This is a genomic window from Geobacillus sp. CAMR5420 (assembly GCF_000691465.1).
GTDB lineage: Bacteria > Bacillota > Bacilli > Bacillales > Anoxybacillaceae > Geobacillus > Geobacillus thermoleovorans.
In genome coordinates, this window is sequence record NZ_JHUS01000051.1 from 1 (window position 1) to 18369 (window position 18369).

Annotated in this window: 23 protein-coding genes; 4 read left to right on the forward strand and 19 right to left on the reverse strand. The window is 54.6% G+C overall.

Going from position 1 to position 18369, the window contains the following annotated elements:
• Window positions 1–78: 78 nt before the first annotated feature.
• The 13 genes from sigF to DI44_RS05410 form a co-directional block, all read right to left on the reverse strand.
• Window positions 79–831 carry an RNA polymerase sporulation sigma factor SigF gene (gene sigF, locus DI44_RS05470; protein WP_011231790.1) on the reverse strand — a complete coding sequence of 251 codons (753 nt, stop codon included), beginning with the start codon at window positions 829–831 and terminating at the stop codon, window positions 79–81.
• A 13-nt stretch (window positions 832–844) separates the two neighbouring features.
• Window positions 845–1285, reverse strand: coding sequence for an anti-sigma F factor (gene spoIIAB, locus DI44_RS05465; RefSeq protein WP_011231791.1), 441 nt, complete (start codon window positions 1283–1285; stop codon window positions 845–847).
• The gene (spoIIAA, locus tag DI44_RS05460; protein WP_011231792.1) at window positions 1286–1636 is read right to left on the reverse strand and encodes an anti-sigma F factor antagonist; all 351 of its coding nucleotides are present in this window, start codon (window positions 1634–1636) and stop codon (window positions 1286–1288) included. It abuts the gene before it with no gap.
• Window positions 1637–1761: 125 nt separating this feature from the next.
• Window positions 1762–2937: a D-alanyl-D-alanine carboxypeptidase family protein gene (locus DI44_RS05455; protein WP_011231793.1), complete on the reverse strand. Its 1176-nt coding sequence runs from the start codon at window positions 2935–2937 to the stop codon at window positions 1762–1764.
• 166 nt (window positions 2938–3103) lie between these two features.
• The gene (locus DI44_RS05450; protein ID WP_033025787.1) at window positions 3104–4405 is read right to left on the reverse strand and encodes a pyrimidine-nucleoside phosphorylase; all 1302 of its coding nucleotides are present in this window, start codon (window positions 4403–4405) and stop codon (window positions 3104–3106) included.
• Window positions 4406–4410: 5 nt separating this feature from the next.
• The gene (locus DI44_RS05445) at window positions 4411–5247 is read right to left on the reverse strand and encodes a purine-nucleoside phosphorylase (protein WP_011231795.1); all 837 of its coding nucleotides are present in this window, start codon (window positions 5245–5247) and stop codon (window positions 4411–4413) included.
• A 29-nt stretch (window positions 5248–5276) separates the two neighbouring features.
• The gene (deoB, locus tag DI44_RS05440) at window positions 5277–6464 is read right to left on the reverse strand and encodes a phosphopentomutase (protein WP_011231796.1); all 1188 of its coding nucleotides are present in this window, start codon (window positions 6462–6464) and stop codon (window positions 5277–5279) included.
• A 131-nt stretch (window positions 6465–6595) separates the two neighbouring features.
• A complete protein-coding gene (gene xerD / locus DI44_RS05435; RefSeq protein ID WP_011231797.1) occupies window positions 6596–7492 on the reverse strand; it encodes a site-specific tyrosine recombinase XerD in 897 nt (298 codons plus the stop codon).
• 6 nt (window positions 7493–7498) lie between these two features.
• A complete protein-coding gene (locus tag DI44_RS05430; RefSeq protein WP_011231798.1) occupies window positions 7499–7711 on the reverse strand; it encodes a YqzK family protein in 213 nt (70 codons plus the stop codon).
• Window positions 7712–7811: 100 nt separating this feature from the next.
• Window positions 7812–8264 carry a Fur family transcriptional regulator gene (locus DI44_RS05425; RefSeq protein ID WP_011231799.1) on the reverse strand — a complete coding sequence of 151 codons (453 nt, stop codon included), beginning with the start codon at window positions 8262–8264 and terminating at the stop codon, window positions 7812–7814.
• Between the two features lie 97 nt (window positions 8265–8361).
• A complete protein-coding gene (spoIIM, locus tag DI44_RS05420) occupies window positions 8362–9027 on the reverse strand; it encodes a stage II sporulation protein M (protein ID WP_013144830.1) in 666 nt (221 codons plus the stop codon).
• A 224-nt stretch (window positions 9028–9251) separates the two neighbouring features.
• Window positions 9252–10442 (reverse strand): endonuclease Q family protein, encoded by a 1191-nt coding sequence (locus DI44_RS05415; protein WP_033025788.1) that lies wholly within the window; start codon window positions 10440–10442, stop codon window positions 9252–9254.
• The gene (locus DI44_RS05410; protein WP_033025789.1) at window positions 10435–10992 is read right to left on the reverse strand and encodes an NUDIX hydrolase; all 558 of its coding nucleotides are present in this window, start codon (window positions 10990–10992) and stop codon (window positions 10435–10437) included. The genes DI44_RS05415 and DI44_RS05410 overlap by 8 nt, the downstream gene beginning before the upstream one ends.
• A gap of 120 nt (window positions 10993–11112) precedes the next feature.
• Here DI44_RS05410 and DI44_RS05405 point away from each other — a divergent pair, with 120 nt between their 5' ends.
• The gene (locus DI44_RS05405; protein WP_033025791.1) at window positions 11113–12033 is read left to right on the forward strand and encodes an aldo/keto reductase; all 921 of its coding nucleotides are present in this window, start codon (window positions 11113–11115) and stop codon (window positions 12031–12033) included.
• A gap of 154 nt (window positions 12034–12187) precedes the next feature.
• Here DI44_RS05405 and DI44_RS05400 read toward each other — a convergent pair whose 3' ends face one another.
• From DI44_RS05400 to DI44_RS05385, 4 genes are all read right to left on the reverse strand, one after another.
• The gene (locus DI44_RS05400; RefSeq protein WP_033025792.1) at window positions 12188–13384 is read right to left on the reverse strand and encodes an MFS transporter; all 1197 of its coding nucleotides are present in this window, start codon (window positions 13382–13384) and stop codon (window positions 12188–12190) included.
• Between the two features lie 15 nt (window positions 13385–13399).
• Window positions 13400–13639: a YqkE family protein gene (locus DI44_RS05395; protein ID WP_227412602.1), complete on the reverse strand. Its 240-nt coding sequence runs from the start codon at window positions 13637–13639 to the stop codon at window positions 13400–13402.
• A 271-nt stretch (window positions 13640–13910) separates the two neighbouring features.
• Entirely contained in the window at window positions 13911–14150 is a 240-nt protein-coding gene (locus tag DI44_RS05390) for a YqkC family protein (RefSeq protein WP_033009050.1), read from the reverse strand.
• Complete coding sequence (locus tag DI44_RS05385; protein WP_033009049.1) at window positions 14140–14484, reverse strand: iron-sulfur cluster biosynthesis family protein; 345 nt, start codon at window positions 14482–14484, stop codon at window positions 14140–14142. The genes DI44_RS05390 and DI44_RS05385 overlap by 11 nt, the downstream gene beginning before the upstream one ends.
• An 84-nt stretch (window positions 14485–14568) precedes the next feature.
• On the opposite strand from DI44_RS05385, the gene DI44_RS05380 reads away from it, so the two are divergent.
• Together DI44_RS05380 and DI44_RS05375 are read left to right on the forward strand one after the other, a co-directional pair.
• Window positions 14569–14787: a CDGSH iron-sulfur domain-containing protein gene (locus DI44_RS05380; RefSeq protein WP_012820666.1), complete on the forward strand. Its 219-nt coding sequence runs from the start codon at window positions 14569–14571 to the stop codon at window positions 14785–14787.
• A 72-nt stretch (window positions 14788–14859) separates the two neighbouring features.
• Complete coding sequence (locus DI44_RS05375; protein WP_033025794.1) at window positions 14860–15057, forward strand: YqzH family protein; 198 nt, start codon at window positions 14860–14862, stop codon at window positions 15055–15057.
• A gap of 161 nt (window positions 15058–15218) precedes the next feature.
• Here the strand turns inward: DI44_RS05375 and DI44_RS05370 are convergent, their stop codons facing one another.
• Window positions 15219–16007 carry an SDR family oxidoreductase gene (locus tag DI44_RS05370; RefSeq protein WP_033025796.1) on the reverse strand — a complete coding sequence of 263 codons (789 nt, stop codon included), beginning with the start codon at window positions 16005–16007 and terminating at the stop codon, window positions 15219–15221.
• A complete protein-coding gene (locus tag DI44_RS05365; protein WP_033025819.1) occupies window positions 15998–16969 on the reverse strand; it encodes an MBL fold metallo-hydrolase in 972 nt (323 codons plus the stop codon). The genes DI44_RS05370 and DI44_RS05365 overlap by 10 nt, the downstream gene beginning before the upstream one ends.
• Window positions 16970–17477: 508 nt before the next feature.
• Between DI44_RS05365 and proI the strand changes: the two genes are divergently transcribed.
• Window positions 17478–18317, forward strand: a complete 840-nt coding sequence (gene proI / locus DI44_RS05360; RefSeq protein ID WP_033025820.1) for a pyrroline-5-carboxylate reductase ProI — start codon at window positions 17478–17480, stop codon at window positions 18315–18317.
• Window positions 18318–18369 lie beyond the last annotated feature (52 nt).

An 18369-nucleotide genomic window follows, 5' to 3' on the forward strand; every position in this document is an offset into this window, starting at 1 on the left:
CAAATATTTTACTCACACGTTCACCGCCGATGAATTGACATCCGTCGATTTTGAACACACCTGTGCGGACAAAATGGACTATCCGTCCATTTTGTCCTTTATGTGCTGTAATATTTTCTTTTCCAGCCGGGATACTTGCACTTGAGAGATGCCGAGCCTCGATGCCACTTCGGACTGGGTTTGGTCTTTGTAATAGCGCAAATAGACGATCAGCCTCTCACGCTCGTCGAGTTCTTCGATCGCTTTTTTTAAGGCGATTTTGTCAAACCATGACGCCTCGTCGGCGTCAGCAATTTGATCAAGCAACGTAATCGGATCGCCGTCGTTTTCGTACACCGTTTCGTGAATCGATGTCGGCGAGCGGACCGCCTCTTGAGCCAGAACGACGTCTTCTGGCGAAATGCCTAAATGGTCGGCGATTTCCGTAACCGTCGGCGCCCGCCCGCGCGTTTTCGACAGCTCATCTTTCGCCTTGCGGATTTTGTTGCCCATCTCTTTCAGCGAACGGCTCACTTTGACGGTGCCGTCGTCGCGAAGAAACCGCTGAATCTCCCCAATGATCATCGGCACGGCGTACGTCGAAAACTTGACGTCATACGACAGGTCAAACTTGTCGACCGACTTTAACAAGCCGATGCAGCCGATTTGAAACAAGTCGTCCGCTTCATAGCCGCGGTTTAAAAAACGTTGAACGACCGACCAGACGAGGCGCATGTTTTTTTCAATAATTTCATCACGCGCTTCTTGATCGCCTTCTTGGCTGCGGCGGATCAGCTCTTTCATCTCCTGATCTTTGATTGGCGACTGATCTTGCTTGACATCGACATCCATAGGCATGTCTCCCTCAGTTACATAACGCTTTGCTTTTCGCAATATGCTTTTTCAAATACACAGTCGTCCCTTTGTTCACTTCCGACTCAACGATGACTTCGTCCATGAAGTTTTCCATAATGGTAAAGCCCATCCCTGACCGCTCGAGCTCGGGCTTTGTCGTAAACAACGGCTGGCGCGCTTCTTCGATGTCAGGAATGCCGACTCCTTCGTCTCTCACCGTCAAATGGACGACACCGTCTTCAATGATGACCGAAATGGAGACGATGCCGTTCGGATCGTTGTTGTAGCCGTGAATGATCGCGTTTGTCACCGCCTCAGAGACAACCGTTTTAATTTCCGTCAGTTCGTCCATCGTCGGGTCAAGCTGGGCGACGAACGCCGCCACGGTCACACGGGCGAACGATTCATTTTCGCTGCGGGCAGAAAATTGGAGGTGCATTTCGTTGCGCATTTACGCCACCCCCAATGCTTGCAAGGCGAATTGCTCATCCGCCTCAACGCGGATGATTTTAAACAGACCCGACATGTCAAACAGCCGTTTGACGGCCGGCGATACGGCGCATACAACCATCTGCCCGCCGACGTTTTTGATTTGTTTATAGCGTCCGAGAATGACGCCGAGGCCAGAGCTGTCCATGAACGTCAATTGTCCTAAATTGAGCACGATGTGGCGGATCGCTCGGTTTTCGAGCACATCCGTCACTTGTTCACGCAATTCTTCGGCTGTATGATGGTCAAGCTCCCCAGACAGGCGAACGATGAGCACGTCTTGCTTCACTTCCAAGTCGATCGCGAGACTCACAGCGTGTTCCCCCTTGTCCATTTCAGGATATGGAGACATTTCGCTGCTGTCCGCCCGAAATCCTGCCGCCCGACAAAACTAGTGGTCGTTCGCCAAAGAGAGCGAAAAGACCGCAAAACTTGACATTATCCCGCTTGCACGAAGCGGCCAAACACCCGCTTAAACAAGTCCCAAAAGCTCGCTTCTTCGACCGTTTGCTTGGCGACGATCGGGCTGTGCAAAATTTCTTTTCCATCCTGTTTTAAAATGAGGACGCCAAGCTCATCGCCTTTGCGAACGGGTGCTTTCACATTGTCTTTCACTTTAATCACTTTTTCGATCTGCTCGACCGACTGCCCTTTTTTCGTCAGCACCGACACCGGCTCCGACGTCACCGCTTCGACGGATGACCGTTTGCCTTTGCTTATGTTGACGCGGGCGACAGTTTCATTCCGTTTGTACACCGGGTGAGTTCGATATTGGGAAAACGCGTAATCGAGCATCTTCGTAATTTGCGCATTGCGCGATTTCGGCGTCGGCGCTCCAAACACAACAGCGATGACGCGCATGCCGTTCTTTTTCGCCGTGGCGGTCAAACAATATTTCGCTTCGGCTGTATATCCGGTTTTCAGGCCGTCAACGCCCGGATAAAATTTGACAAGCCGGTTCGTATTGACGAGCCAAAACTTTTTGTCCGTATTTTCGCGCAAATAGTCTTCGTATTTGCTCGTATATTTGGTAATATCTTCATATTTCAACAGTTCGCGCGCCATCATGGCCATATCATAAGCGCTGCTGTAGTGATGTTCCGCCGGCAGGCCGGTCGCATTGGCGAAATGGGTGTTTTTTAAGCCAAGCTGTTTCGCTTTTTCATTCATCATCTCGACAAATGCTTCTTCCGACCCGGCGATCTGCTCAGCCATAGCGACCGACGCGTCGTTGGCCGAACCGATGGCAATGCCGCGCAGCAGCTCATCGACGGTCATTTCCTCGCCCGGCTCGAGGAAAATTTGCGATCCACCCATTGACGCAGCGTATTCGCTCGCCCGCACTTTTTCATCGTAGGACAGCTTTCCTTCATCGATGGCTTCCATGACTAGCAGCATCGTCATAATTTTCGTCATGCTCGCCGGCGGCAATGGTTCATGGGCATTTTTTTCATACAATACTTTGCCGGTGTCGCGTTCAATCAAAATGGCTGATTTCGCCTCATCGGCCAGCTTCACTTTCGCCTCCTTCATCTCTTTCGCCTCGGCATGGGCAGAAAGAGGAAGAAAAAGAAGAAACGGCAATAAAAGAAGACGAGTGACTTTCGTTTTCATCTCCCAAACCTCCATTCTTTATACATGCCATTTTTTCCAGGCGAGATATTTTTATACAAAAAACAGCTCATTTTCCAAAAAACAAAAAAAACGCCCGAAACACGCGTTTCAGGCGTCTTCTACTTGAACAACTGCTTTTTTCCTTGCGGATCGCCAGCGTCCCTCTCTATACGATGGTCTCATAAATGAGCGGCGGCCGAGCAACCGGCTGCGGCGACAGACGAATAGCCGCCTCGATCTTTTCTTTCACGTCAAGCACATCTGGCCGGTTGCTGTGAATCGTGGCGAGCGCTTCCCCTTTCTGCACGCGATCGCCGATTTTTTTATGGAGCACAATGCCGACCGCCAAATCGATCATGTCTTCTTTTTTCGCCCGGCCGGCGCCGAGCCACATGGCGGCCGTGCCGATGTCATCGGCGGCCATCTCGGCGACATAGCCGTCGGCAGCCGCCGTGACGGTCGACGTATAGGCCGCCTTTGGCAATTGATCCAGATCGTCGACGACCGATGCATCTCCACCTTGAGCGGCCAAAAACGTTTTGAACGCCGCGATGGCGGCCCCGCTGCGAATCGCCTCTTCAAGCAAACGGCGCGCCTCATCAAGCGATGGCGCCTTCTCCGCCAAATAGACCATATGGCTGCCGAGCGTCAAACAAAGTTCGGTTAAATCGTGCGGCCCGTTTCCTTTTAACGTTTCGATGGCCTCTTTCACTTCCAAGGCGTTGCCGACGGCATAGCCGAGCGGCTGGCTCATGTCAGAAATGACCGCCATCGTCCGGCGGCCGACGCGCTTGCCAATGTCGACCATCGCTCGAGCGAGCCGGCGCGCCTCGTCAAGTTTCTTCATAAACGCTCCGGCGCCCGTTTTCACATCCAAGACGATGGCATCAGCCCCAGCGGCGATTTTTTTGCTCATGATCGACGAGGCGATGAGCGGAATGCTGTTGACGGTCGCCGTCACATCGCGAAGCGCATATAGCTTTTTGTCAGCCGGTGTCAAATCGCCCGTTTGGCCGATAATGGCGATTCCGTTTTCATTCACGAGTCGAATGAACTCGTCTTTGCTGATCTCGACATGAAACCCGGGCACGGACTCGAGTTTGTCGATCGTGCCGCCCGTATGGCCGAGGCCGCGCCCAGACATTTTCGCCACCGGCACGCCGACAGAAGCGACAAGCGGCCCTAAAACGAGCGTCGTCGTATCGCCGACCCCGCCGGTCGAATGTTTATCGACTTTCACGCCGCGAATACTCGACAAATCGAGCATTTCGCCGGAGTGCACCATCGACATCGTCAGCGCGGCCGTTTCTTCCTCGGTCATGCCGCGGAAATAAATCGCCATCGCGAGCGCGCTCATTTGGTAATCGGGAATGTCCCCGTTTGTATACCCTCGGACGATCCACTCAATTTCTTCCTTCGTCAGCGCCTTTCCGTCGCGCTTTTTCGCAATCAAATCGACCATTCGCATCGCGATCACCTTTTTCGTTTTGATTTCGCCATTTCGGCGACAATCGCTTTCACAAACCGCAAAAAGTCCGTCTTCACCCGCTCGGCCGTTTCAACCACTTCGTCGTGGTGAAGCGGAGCATCCGACATCCCTGCAGCCATATTCGAAATGCACGAAATGCCGAGCACCTCAATGCCGCCGTGGCGGGCGACGATCACTTCCGGGACGGTCGACATGCCGACCGCATCGCCGCCGAGCGTACGAATCATGCGGATTTCCGCCGGCGTTTCGTACGACGGCCCCGTATTGGCGACATATACTCCTTCATGCACGCGAACGCCAAGTCTCGCCGCCGTTTCCTTGGCGAGCTCGCGCAGCCGCCGGCTGTACGCTTCCGTCATGTCCGGAAAGCGCGGACCAAGCTCCGGATCGTTCGGACCAATGAGCGGATTTGTGCCCAGCAAGTTGATATGGTCGGAAATGATCATGAAATCGCCGGGCTGGAACCGTTCGTTGATGCCGCCCGCAGCGTTTGTCACGATCAATTCACGGACGCCAAGCGCCTTCATCACCCGGACGGGAAACGTCACTTCCTGAAGCGAATACCCTTCATAATAATGAAACCGCCCTTGCATGGCGACAACGGTCGCCCCCTCAAGCCGCCCATATACGAGCCGTCCAGCGTGTCCTTCAACGGTCGACACTGGAAATCCGGGAATATCTTCATACGGAATGCGAACCGCCTCTTCGATTTCATCAGCGAGCACGCCGAGCCCCGAGCCGAGAATGAGACCGATTTCAGGCGGAGTTGGCATCAATGGGCGCAAATGACCGGCGGTTTTTTCAATCGCTTGTCGATCCATTCTTTTCCCCCTCATCGTTCTTTATGAAGTTAGGCCAAATCAGCCAAAAAGCTTGTTCCGTACGGCGGCCGGTTGACTTGGAAGTTATCCGCAATCGTTGCGCCGACATCGGCAAACGTCTCGCGGACTGGGAGCGGCTTGCCGCCGCGAAATCGCGGGCTGTACACCAAAAGCGGCACATATTCGCGCGTATGGTCGGTTCCGTGATGCACCGGGTCGTTGCCATGATCGGCCGTGATGATCAGCAAGTCGTCTTCTTTCAGACGCGGCAACACATCGGCGAGCCGGGCGTCAAACTCTTCGAGCGCATCGCCGTAACCTTTTGGGTCGCGGCGATGGCCGTATTTAGCGTCAAAATCGACGAGATTGACGAAACTCAACCCGGTAAAGTCCATGCCGAGCGTGTCGACGAGCTTATCCATTCCGTCCATATTGGATGTCGTTCGCAACGACTGGGTAACTCCTTCATTGTCGTAAATATCGGCGATCTTCCCGATGGCAATCACTTCATAACCGGCGTCTTTCAATTCATTCATCACCGTTTTGCCAAACGGCTTAAGCGCATAGTCGTGCCGGTTGGCGGTTCGCTCAAAATGGCCGGGTTTGCCGATGAACGGTCGGGCAATGACGCGCCCGACCATATACGGCTCGTCGCGCGTCAATTCACGAGCGATTTCGCAAATGCGGTACAATTCATCAAGCGGCACAACTTGTTCATGGGCGGCGATTTGCAAGACGGAGTCGGCTGATGTATAGACGATGATCGCCCCTGTTTTCATATGCTCTTCGCCAAGCTCTTCGATGATCGCTGTTCCGCTCGCCGGTTTGTTGCCGATCACGTTCCGGCCGGTGCGCCGCTCGAGCTCAGCGATCAATTCATCTGGGAACCCGTTCGGAAAGACGCGGAACGGCTTGTCGATGCGAAGGCCCATCAGCTCCCAATGGCCTGTCATCGTATCTTTTCCAGCCGATGCTTCCTTCATTTTTGTATAGTACGCGAGCGGTCGCTCGACTTTCGGCACCCCTTTGATCTCACGAATATGGCTTAGGCCGAGCTTCGCCATGTTCGGCATATAGAGGCCGCCGCGATACTCAGCGATATGGCCGAGCGTATCCGCTCCTTTGTCGTTGTATTTCTCGGCATCCGGCGCCTCGCCGATGCCGACTGAATCCATCACAATCAAAAAAACGCGCCGGTATGTCGTTTTCACATTCATTCCCCCTGCCTGCAATGAAAAATGGAGTCTCTTTCTATCGTTCCCGTATTTTCGCGAAAACACGCCTATGGCCAATTGGTCAGAAGTCTGACAACTAAAACGACAGGCAAGCGCCTAGCATACGGCAACTGCTAGGCGCGCGGGTGGTACTGTTTGTACACGTCTTTTAGGCGCGTTTTCGTAACATGCGTATACATTTGCGTCGTCGAAATGTCGGCATGCCCAAGCAACTCTTGCACAGCGCGCAAATCGGCTCCGTTCTCAAGCAGATGCGTCGCAAACGAATGCCGAAGCGTATGCGGCGTCAATTCTTTTTCGATGCCGGCTTCTTTCGCGAGCCGCTTTAAAATTTTCCAAAACCCTTGCCGTGTCAACCGCTGGCCATAATGGTTCAAAAACAGCGCCTCCGTTGCCCGTCGTCGCGGATTGACAAGCTGCGGGCGCCCTCGCTCCAAATAGTGGGCAAGCGCTTCAATCGCCATGCGCCCGATCGGCACGATCCGCTCTTTCCGCCCTTTTCCATAGCAGCGGACAAACCCCATCGTCAAATGCACGTCGCTTAAGTTGAGCTGCACAAGCTCACTGACGCGCATGCCGGTCGCATACAACAGCTCCAGCATCGCCTTGTCGCGCAGCCCAAACGGTGTGCTCACTTGCGGCGCTGCAAGCAGCGCCTCGACTTCCTCGACCGACAGCACTTTCGGCAGCGTCCGTTCAAACTGCGGCGTTTCGATATGGACGGTCGGGTCTTGCGCCGCGATTTTCTCCCTTAGCAAAAACTGATGAAACGAACGGATCGACGCCAAATGGCGGGCGATCGTCCGCGCCGATTGCCCTTGTTCGCTTAAAAACTTTAAAAAATGGAGAATATGGAGGCGCTCCACTTCGCCCCACGCCTGAAGCTGCTCGACTTGGCGCAAATAGCGGACGTATTTTTTCAAATCGCGTTCATACGAAACGATCGTATTGTGCGCCAAATTCCGCTCCACCGTCAAATAATGCAGAAAATCTTTCAACTCGTATTCCAACGCTCTCTACTCCCCATCGCGATAAAAAAATAACAGCCGGTCGAGCCAACTTGGCGGCGCACTCTCCGCCGCCGATACTTTGACCGCCGATCCCTTCGGCTCATCGTATCGGTGGTAATACTCGTACTCGCGGTTAAACCATACAAGACTATAATAAAATAAAATGGTGCATCCCGTAAATAAAAGAAACACTTTCACCATTTGCCAAACGGTTTTCATGGCATCCTCCCTATCAGCTGCTTGTCAGCTTGCTAGTATGAGGATATGCCATTTGTTTCGTTGTTTATACGCAAAAAACCTTTCCCGTTGGAAAAGGTTTTTATTTTTCTTCATGCTTTTGCTGGCAACGGTGACAAATGCCGTGGAACGTCAAACGATGGTCTTTAATTTTAAATTTCCACTTCTCCTCAACAATCGCTTCGACATCCTCAAGCAAATCTTCTTGAATTTCCGCCACCGATCCGCATTCCAAGCAGATGAGGTGGTGATGGAAATGGGCCGCTCCTTCCTTGCGGAGGTCATAGCGCGACACCCCGTCCCCGAAATTGATTTTATCGACAATTTTCAGCTCGGTTAACAGCTCGAGCGTCCGGTAAACGGTCGCCAACCCGATTTCTGGGGATTTTTCTTTCACGAGGAGGTAGACGTCTTCCGCGCTTAAATGGTCTTCTTCATGTTCAAGCAGGACTCTTACCGTCGCTTCCCGCTGCGGCGTTAACTTGTAACCCGCCGAATGCAGCTGCTTCTTGATTCGTTCCACACGATCTTCCATCTTTTCATTCCTCCCTCGCCATTCACCCATCATTATAACAAATGCACGAGGGAAGTATCAAAGTAAAATCACTATTATGAAGAAATGATAATGGTTATTATATAATATTCATTATGATTAAACTCATTGTCCATTGAACCGCCTGTTTCATCAATGCCGGCGAAAGATATGCCTCGACCGCTGAGGAAAGAAGCAGCCCAAGGGCGACAGCCGCCATCGCCGCTGCGTAGCGCATCACCATCGGAAACATCGATCCATGCGGCCGCTTCATAAACTGGTTGCGCACCATGTGCAAGGAAAACGAAATCGAAATGACGCCCATGACGATCATGAGTGGAATGGCCACCAAATTTTGCGGCATGATGGACACAAACGACAAAAGAAACCCGCGCCAACCCATTTGGTTGACTAAAAAGCCAACCGTAAAGCCGACGACGACGCCTTTGAAAAACAGCAAAACAAGAATGATCGGCAAGCCAATGACAGAAATGCCAAGCACCCACATCAGCGCGGTATATTTGACGTTGTGCATATAGCTTTGCCGGAACATATCATGGGCGCTTGCGATATTGTCTTTTGACACTTGTCCAAAAAATTGCGTCAAGTAATAGTACAAGTCTTGCTTTTGACTGAAACCGAGGCTGTTGACGACAATGGCGCCGAAAATGACGCCCATGAGAAACAGGACGATGACAAACACATACAGCGAAGCATGTTCACGCCAATGGACAGCGATAGCCGATTTCAGCGGATGGGTTCTCATTGTGCTTCGTCCTCCTACTTTGTCTCTTAGTAGATTGTATGTCCATCCGCTTTCGGTATGACTGTTTTTCTAAAAGGCTGGTGATGTAATGAAAAAGCAGCTCAACACCGACGTGTGACCAACTCCACGGGCGGCACGCCGCCTCGGTCCATTGGCGCATGGCTGGGCTGGGCCAAGCAGCACGCACGGCATGATGATGAACGGCAGGAGCGCTGCCCGAGTGGTTACCCCTCCCGCACTTTCCCGTATCTCCCACCGCCCCCGGCCTCGATATGGAGCGCACCGCTGCGGGCAAGGACGATCAGTTGGGCCAACTTTTCTCCCACCGTCTCCGCGATCTCTTCCTCCGCCGCCTCATGAAGAACGCTCATTTCCGTGCCAAAACGGGCGAGCAGCTTTTCATACGCTTTTGGACCAAGGCCGGGGATGAATTCAAGCGGCACTTGATAAATGTACGGCGGCCGTTTCGGCCCGCGTTCCGCCGTTTTCAGCTCCGCAAGCCGGTCAAACACGCCTTTCACGAAGCGATGATGGCCGCATGCCGCACAGCTGTCGACGTCCGGTGCAGCCGGCGCAAGACAGCGCTCGCACACTGTCTGGTGATATTTTCCGAGTTTGGGATTTAAACCGTAGTTGGCGACAATCGCGCGCCCGTCTTCACCGCGCAGCGCTTTTTCCAATTCAGCAAACGTCGGGGCGGCGAGCCGCACTTCTTCATATTCGCGGGCGATTTTCCGCAGCGAATGGGCATCGGAATTCGTCAAGTACGGGTAGCGATGCAATTCGGCGATCTGGTCCGCCATCGCCGTGTCGGCGCTTAACCCAAGTTCAATGGCATCAATCCAATCCGGGTCAAACACTTCTGTCAGGCTGTGCTTGACCCCTTTTCCGTACAAGCTTTTAAACGGGGTGAACGCGTGCGCGGGAATGAACCAGCCGCCCTGCTCTTTCGCGGCAGCTTGCAGCTCACGGCCGGACACGTAAATGCGCTGTGAACTGAGCGACACGTTCTTTACCCGTTTGCCAAGCCAGCCGGAAAACGTGCGCATCGTCTGCACAGTCGGCAAAAAAACGAGCACGTGGATCGGTCCATGGCAATGGTCGTCATATACTTCGATTTCACTGCCTAACAAAAGCGTCACCTTCCCGGCGCTGACGCCGCCCCCCTCATGTTCGCGCCAACCGTGCTTCTCCATTGCCCGCTCGAGCTCGTCCAGCACTTCGGGCACATGGCTGTCAATGACACCGACGAGGTCGATCCCTTTCACCTCAGCCGCCTCATGCAAGATGTTCTCAAGCGTCAACGTGCGCGCCCCAGTAATTTTCACCGGGCGGCCCGAGGCGGTGCGGCCGATGTGAATATGTAAATCAGCGTAATAACGGCCGAGGCCGCCCGCGTGTGTTTGATCAGGCATTTTGCTCCCCCAACGCGCGGCGCAGCTGCAAATATTGCAAGGCGTATGCCGTTTTCGCGTCGTAAATGTCACGTTGTTGAAGCATCTCAAGCGCCTCCTCCAATGTAACTTCCAACAGCTCGACAAACTCATCTTCATCCAAACCGGCGCCGTCCTCCGCTTTTTCCAGCCCCTCGGCGACATACAAATGGATGAGTTCATCGGCAAACCCTGGGGATGTATAAAAGGAAATGAGATGGCGCATCGATTGGGCGCGGTAGCCGGTTTCTTCTTCGAGCTCGCGATGTGCGGAAGCGAGCGGCTCTTCCCCATGTTCTAGCTTGCCCGCCGGAATCTCGACTAATGCGCGCTCCAACGCTTTTCGGTACTGGCGGACAAGAACGATTTTCCCGTCCGGCAACAGCGGCAGCACCGCCACCGCCCCCGGATGTTTGATCACCTCGCGCCGGCTCGTTTTCCCATTTGGCAACTCGACTTCCTCGATATACAAGTCAATGATGCGGCCGCTGAACAGCTTCTCTCTGCGGATTGTTTTTTCATACAGCTCCATGTTCATTCTCCCCTATCAAATTGGATCGATTCTTTTCCATTGTACTACATGTTTGGCCATTTTTTCGCTTCCGTTGTACAATGAACATATCATTATCGATCGCGAAAGGGGGCGCAAAAAATGAACAAACGCCGCATCGGCACATCAGACTTATACGTCAGCGAAATTGGACTCGGCTGCATGTCGCTCGGCACTGATGAAAACCATGCCATCTATCTCATCCATGAAGCATTGGAGCGCGGCATCAACTACTTGGATACAGCCGATTTATACGACCGCGGCTTAAACGAGGAATTTGTCGGCAAAGCGGTGAAAGGAAAACGCGACCAAGTCATCATCGCGACAAAAGTCGGCAACCGTTGGCGCCGAGACGGAAGCGGCTGGGACTGGGATCCGTCAAAAGCCTATATCAAACAAGCGGTCAAAGAGAGCCTGCGCCGCCTGCAAACGGACTACATTGACTTATACCAGCTCCACGGCGGCACGATCGACGACCCGATCGATGAGACGATTGAAGCGTTCGAAGAGCTGAAGCAAGAAGGCGTCATCCGTTGGTACGGCATCTCCTCGATCCGCCCAAACGTCATTCGCGAATATGTGAAGCGCTCGAACATCGTCAGCGTCATGATGCAATACAGCTTGCTTGACCGTCGGCCGGAAGAATGGTTCCCGCTTCTTCGCGAACATCACATCAGCGTGATCGCCCGCGGTCCGGTCGCTAGAGGCTTGCTCACCAGCCGCCCGCTTGAACAAGCGAGCAGCGCGGTGAAACAACACGGCTACCTCGATTATTCATACGAGGAACTGCAGGCGCTCATCCCGAAGCTGAAGGAAAAAAGCGAAAAACACCGCTCATTGACCGCCACCGCTCTGCAATTTTGTCTTTACGATCCCGTTGTTGCCGCTGTCATCCCGGGCGCAAGCCGGCTTCGGCAGCTCGAGGAAAACATCGCCGCCGCTTACGCCCCGCCGCTTGGCCGCGACGAATACGAATGGCTGAAACAAGCGACGAAACGCTCGGTGTACGACGTGCATCGATAAAAACCAAAGGAGCGGAAAGAAAGCCGACATGCCTTGCTGAAAAATAGATCGAGCCAAAAAATGCAAACAAATCGAGAGCCCGGCGGCCGTTGACGGCCGCATACGGGCTCTCGTTCGGTACGTGCGGCCGCTCATTTGCGACGAGCGGGCCGCTTTATTTCTTTTCATCTACGTATCGGTCCCTCGCCGCCCCTAAGCCAACGGCCATCATGGCGATGCAGACGGCAACAAGCAGACCAAGCGGCGCATTGAAGCGGCCGGACGCATCATACAGCACCCCGAACAACGGCGGACCGGAAGCCGCCAGCAAGTAGCCGACCGATTGCGCCATGGCGGACAATTGGGCGGCGGCGAGCGGATGGCGCGTCCGCAGCGTAAACAGCATCATCGCAAGCGAAAACGCCATGCCAGCGCCGATGCCGGCAACAAGCGCCCCCGCCCACAGCCACCACCCTTGCCCGCCGAAAAAGGCAAGCGTCCCAGCCCCCATGCAAAGCACAGCTGAACCAATCAGCACCTTTTGATTGTCCATCCGCTCCGCGAGCATCGGAGAGACGAACATCATCGGGAGCTGGGCGAACTGGAAGAAAAAGAGCAGCCATCCGGCCGCACCGGGCGCCAACCCCTTGCTTTGCCCAAGCTCCGGCAGCCAAGTGACGACGCAGTAAAAGAAAAACGATTGCAATCCCATAAACAGCGTCACTTGCCAGGCGAGCCATGACCGCCAAAGCGTTGAGCGGCGGCTTCCGGACGGCGCCCCGTCCGGCTCCCGGCGGCGTGCTTGCGGCAGCCAAACAGCAAGCGCCAAAGCCGCCAGCAATGCCCAAAAGCGAAACGCCCCTTGCCAGCCAAGCCCCCAGCCATCGGCAAGCGGAACAGCGATTCCGGAAGCGAACGCCGCACTCATGTTCATCGTCACCGTATAAATGCCCATCATGAAACCAACCCGTTCGGGAAACGACTCTTTCACCAGCGCCGGCATCAAGACGTTGTCCACCGCAATGGCTGCACCGATCAGCACCGTGCCGGCAAACAGCCAAGAACTGCCGGAGAGCGGCCGGAGAAGCTCGCCAACGAGCAGCACGATCAACGAAAAAAAGAGCGTCCGCTTCATCCCGAACCGGCGGGCGAGAGCCGCTGCCGCCGGTGCCAGCAAGGCGAACGCCATAAGCGGAATCGTCGTCAACGCTCCGGCGGCCGCGTAGGAAAGGCCAAGCTCCCGCTGCAAATCGGGCACGAGCGGGCCGACCGTCGTAAGCGGCGCGCGCAAATTGACGGCCAACGCGACGACTGCTCCGGCCGTCCAGAATGGAAAAGAAGAGGGGCGCGTCGCTACCGCATTCGATTTCATCGTCCATCCCCTCCGCTACTTAAATTTCCGCCAGTCTAGCTCGCTTTCCTCAAGCAGCTCAGCAAACGATTTCTGTTCCTCACGGCGGCGCGCTTCCTCGCGGCGCCGCGCTTCCTCTGCCGCCCGCCTCCGCGCTTCTTCCTCGGCAAGTGCGCGCTTTTTCTCAAGCAGCTTCGCTTCCACCGCGGCGCCAAGCCGGTCGGCGATCGTCAAAGCCTCCGTCCCTTGCTCTTTTTTTCGCCCGATCTTCTTCATCATGTCCGCCCCCTTGCATAACAATCGCTCATTTGTCAAACGATACAACTACACGACAAAGAAAAGGAGAGATGATGGATGGCGAAAAACCGCGCCCAAAAAGGGAAACCGTCCGCTGATACGGTCAAACCGGTGATCGCAAAAGAAGAATTGGAAAAAGCAACCCATCCGACCAAGCGGCAAAACAGTCCTCAATAACCGCAACATGGACGATGCAGCTTTTATCAAAAGGGGCGCCCTGCGGCCCAAACCGGCTTTCAGGGCGTCCCCTTTACAACACTTCGGTGATGTGCGGCATATGCTCGCCAAGCCAAGCAATGGCCGCCTCCAGCGTCGGAAACTCTTTCGTTTCAAACGTCATTTCGTTTTGCAGCAGCCAGACGTCTTTCGCCTCATGATACGGGCCGGCGACCGACCAATGAAGCAAGCTGTACGGATCGTTTTCATGGGTGAACGACACCCATGTTTTTTGCTTCGCCGTCTTTGCGAGCTGCTCTAACTTACCGTTCATCGCCGGATTTCACCTCAACAAGCGGCATATGACCATTCAACGTTTGCCCTAGGCTTTTGAGCTGAAAAACGGTCGTTCCCGGCTTGACGTCAATCGTCATCGCTTCATCAAAAAAGATGAGCCGCGACCGTTCGACGAGCACCGGCACGAAATTCGTTTCGACGGCCAAATCATCGTCATCGGCCTTGTCGACAAGCCATAGCGCCGGCACGCCGTCGACCAAACAGCCGCAGCCGTCCGTGTCAAACGCCAGCTTTAACTGCCGCTCGGATTGCGCTACAATAGAGGCAAGCGCCCGTTTGGCTGCATCCGTAAACGTGATCGATACACTCATGCCTGACTCCTTTTTCCTTATTGATTTTCCTTTTCATTTTACCTGCCAACACGCGAAACTGTCAAAGCAAAGGAGGAACAAGCGATGGCAAACGTGCAAATCAAAGTGAATGACAACGGTTCGCTGCGCGTCACCGGCGATGTGGAACTGCTCGATGGAGAAGGAAAGCCGTTTGTGACGAAACAAACGTTTTCGCTCTGTCGGTGCGGGCTGTCGAACAATAAACCGTTTTGCGACGGTTCACATAAAGGCCGATTCCAATCGGTCGTCCGCGCCCCGTCGCCGGAATCGAGCGAATCGTAACGAACGGCCGTTTCTTCCCAGCCAACAGGCAAGGACGTCTTTGCCTAAGTTTTATAACGGACGGTGAAATCGATGAATGAACGTTGGCTGCAAAAACAAGTGCGCAACTGTCTGCGGCATTACGGCTGCGATGATGACATGATGCCGCTTGACGAAGACGATTGGCGCAAGCTTTGCGCCCGCATTGCCGCGGCCAAAGAAAAGCAGCCAGATGCGGACATGTATGAACTTGTCCATGACGCCGTCTACCGGTTCATCGCCGGCTCTTGACCCGGTTTGTGCCAAATGCCTCCTCTAATGTGAAAGGAAAGCGGCGCTGCGATTGTGAAAGGGTGTCCCACAAGCTCGGGACACCCTCTCGCATTCCATCATAGACGCAAAACCGATGATCGAAGAAACAACATGACCGTTTTCGGACCCGCTTCTTTGACTTACTTTTGGAAAAATGACCCTTTCGCCACCTTTTCCACCAAACTCGGCGCAAGGCGATACAGCCGGCTGCCGAGATCCATCCAGCGCGGCATGTTCACTTCGCGCGTCGGCGTCATCATCACGTCGACCACACGCTTCGCCACCGCCTCCGGGCGCAGCATCCAACGCGACACGTTGCGCACATACTCGCCAGATTCATCAGCGGTTGAAAAAAAGTTCGTCTCCACCGGCCCCGGATTGACGGTCGTGACAAAAATGCCAAAGCGCCCCGCCTCGAGGCGAAGGCTGTCAGTAAAACCGATGACGGCATGTTTCGTCGCGGAATAGACGCTCGACTTCGGCGTCGCGATTTTGCCGGCTTGCGAGGCGATATTGAGAATGTGGCCGCTTCGGCGTTCTTTCATATGCGGATACACCGCCTTCGTGCAGGCGATCAAGCCGAAGACATTGACCGCAAACATCCGTTCCATCTCGTCAAGGTCGATATCTTCCACGTAGCGAAATACGCCAAATCCGGCATTGTTCACAAGCACATCGATAGCGCCCAGTTCAGCAGACAGCTTCGCAAATACCGCTTCGACCATCTCGCGGTCGCTGACATCAAGCGGCGCGTACGGGGCGCGAATGCCGGTTTGCGCTTCAATGCGCGCACTGATTGCTTTCAACTTTTCTTCACTGCGCGCCAAGAGCACCGGCACCGCCCCTTGGCGCGCCGCTTCATAGGCGATTTGCTCGCCGATTCCTCCCGACGCTCCGGTGATGACGACATGGCGCCCCTTCAGCCGCACACCGACACCCCCGCCGCTTCGTACACATAATGGCCGTCTTCGTGTCTTTTTTGTACATACCCGTTTTCTTCCAAATAATCAAGCTGGCCGATTGTCTCTGACATCGTCAGCATGAGCTGGCGTTCGTAAGCCGTTGGGAACAGCTTTTGACAAACGTCAAACACCGTATGCGGGCGTTCTTTCACCATTTCGAGCACCCGCTCGGCGCGCTGGCGCTGCTTATCCAGCCGTTCGCGAACGAGCGCCGGAATATCGGTCGCATCGTCGCCATGGCCGTTTAGCGAGCGAACGATATCGTATTGCAGCATTTTTTGCAGCGACTCGTTGTACTGCAACAACGGTTTCGGCCGTCCCGTCTCTCCTTCCGCCGGCGGCTCCATCATTGGATTCGGGGAAATATGAACAAGCAAATGATCGCCGCCGATCAGCAATCCGTCCGCCTCGCGGTAGAGGGCGATATGGCTTTGCGCATGCCCCGGCGTTTCGATGACCTGCCACCCTGGCATCCCCGGCACCGCGTCCCCTTCCGTCACCATGATGTCAAGCCCGCGCCGGCTTGCGTAGCGAAGCGATCCGCCTTCTTTGGACAGCTGACTGAACAAGCGGCGGTCAACGCCGCATTCCGTAAAAAATTCCTGAAAAAATTGGACGTACCGCTCCATAAACGAACGTTCGCGGCGCAAAAACGGATCCGCTTTCGGATGGCCGATGATCGGCGCATGCGGAAAATAATCAAGCAAGCCGACATGATCCGGATGATGGTGAGTAATGACGATTTGTTCAATATCCTCTGGCGCATAACCGACCTCGCCAAGCTGCTTCACAAACAGCTGCCATGCTTCCTCTGTTTTCACTCCGGCATCGACCAGCGTCAACCGATCGCCGGCGATCACGTACATATGCACATCGCCGACCGGAAACGGCGTCGGCACCGTGATCCGATACACTCGTTCCTCGTTCATTGCGTTCCCTTCTTTCCCAAAGTTCATGAACCATCCCGTTCGAACCGCTTCATTAGGCAAAATGAATAATGATTCATTATATTTTATTTTACAGTTTACACTGATTTCATCCATTTGTCATGCCTTTTTCTTCCGCACGACGAAATTGCAAAAAAATTCGTTCTCCTCTCTTGACAACCGTGCTCGTCCCGCGGCATAATGACAAATAAATTATGATACGGCAAAACAGGCGATGAACAGGGCCAGTAAACCGCAAACGGCACCAGAGAGCGAAGCCCGCGGCTGGAAGGCTTTGCGGCCCTCTTTGCGGTTGAACCTACCCTAGGAGCTGTTAGGCCAACCTAAACGCCTCCCCGGCGTTATCGGGGCAGAGTTGGGCCTGTTTGGCGCTTGGGCCAAATCGGGCCAAAAAAGGTGGTACCGCGGAAACGAAGGTTTTCCGTCCTTTTGCAGGACGGGAAACCTTTTTCTTTTGGATGGATACATCAAGGCAAGGAGGAGTGGAATGATGAACAACGAACGAACGATCGCGCTCATCGGCGCCGGCTCGATGGCGGAAGCGCTCATCGCCGGCATGACGAAAGCGTTTTGCCATCCGGCGCACATTGTCGTCGCCAACCGACGAAACCGCCCCCGTCTTGAGGAACTGGCGCGCCAATACGGTGTTGGCACGGCGGATTGCGCGCAAGAAGCCGTCAAACAAGCGGATATCATCATTTTGGCGATGAAACCGAAAGACGTCGCCGAAGCCATGAACGCCATCGCACCATCCATCCGGTCCGATCATCTTATTCTTTCGCTGTTGGCCGGCGTGACAACGGAAACGATCGAACGGCTCGCCGGGCGCAACATCCCTGTCGTGCGCGCCATGCCAAACACATCCGCCGCCGTCGGTTTGTCGGCGACCGCCATCGCCGGCGGCCGCTTCGCCGCGAAAGAACATCTTGAGATCGCCAAACAGCTGTTTGAAACGGTCGGCATCGTCGCTGTTGTGCCGGAGCGCGACTTGCATGCGGTCACCGGCCTGTCCGGGAGCGGTCCGGCGTATGTGTATTACTTGGTCGAAGCGATGGAAAAAGCGGCAGCCGACATCGGCCTTGAGCGAGATGTCGCCAAACGGCTCATTTTGCAAACGATCATCGGCGCAGCCGAGATGCTAAAAGCGTCCGACAAACATCCATCCGTCTTGCGCCACGAAGTGACAAGTCCAGGCGGCACGACCGAAGCCGGTATTGGCGTGCTTGAGCAATACCGGTTCCAAGAAGCGGTCATCGCCTGCATCCGAAGGGCGACGGCCCGCTCCGAAGAGCTCGGCAGCGCGCTTCTCGCTGCCATCATGGAAGCGTAAAGAACGGACCTCCAAAGCGCGCCGCCCCCGCACGGCGGATGGGCGGGGAAGT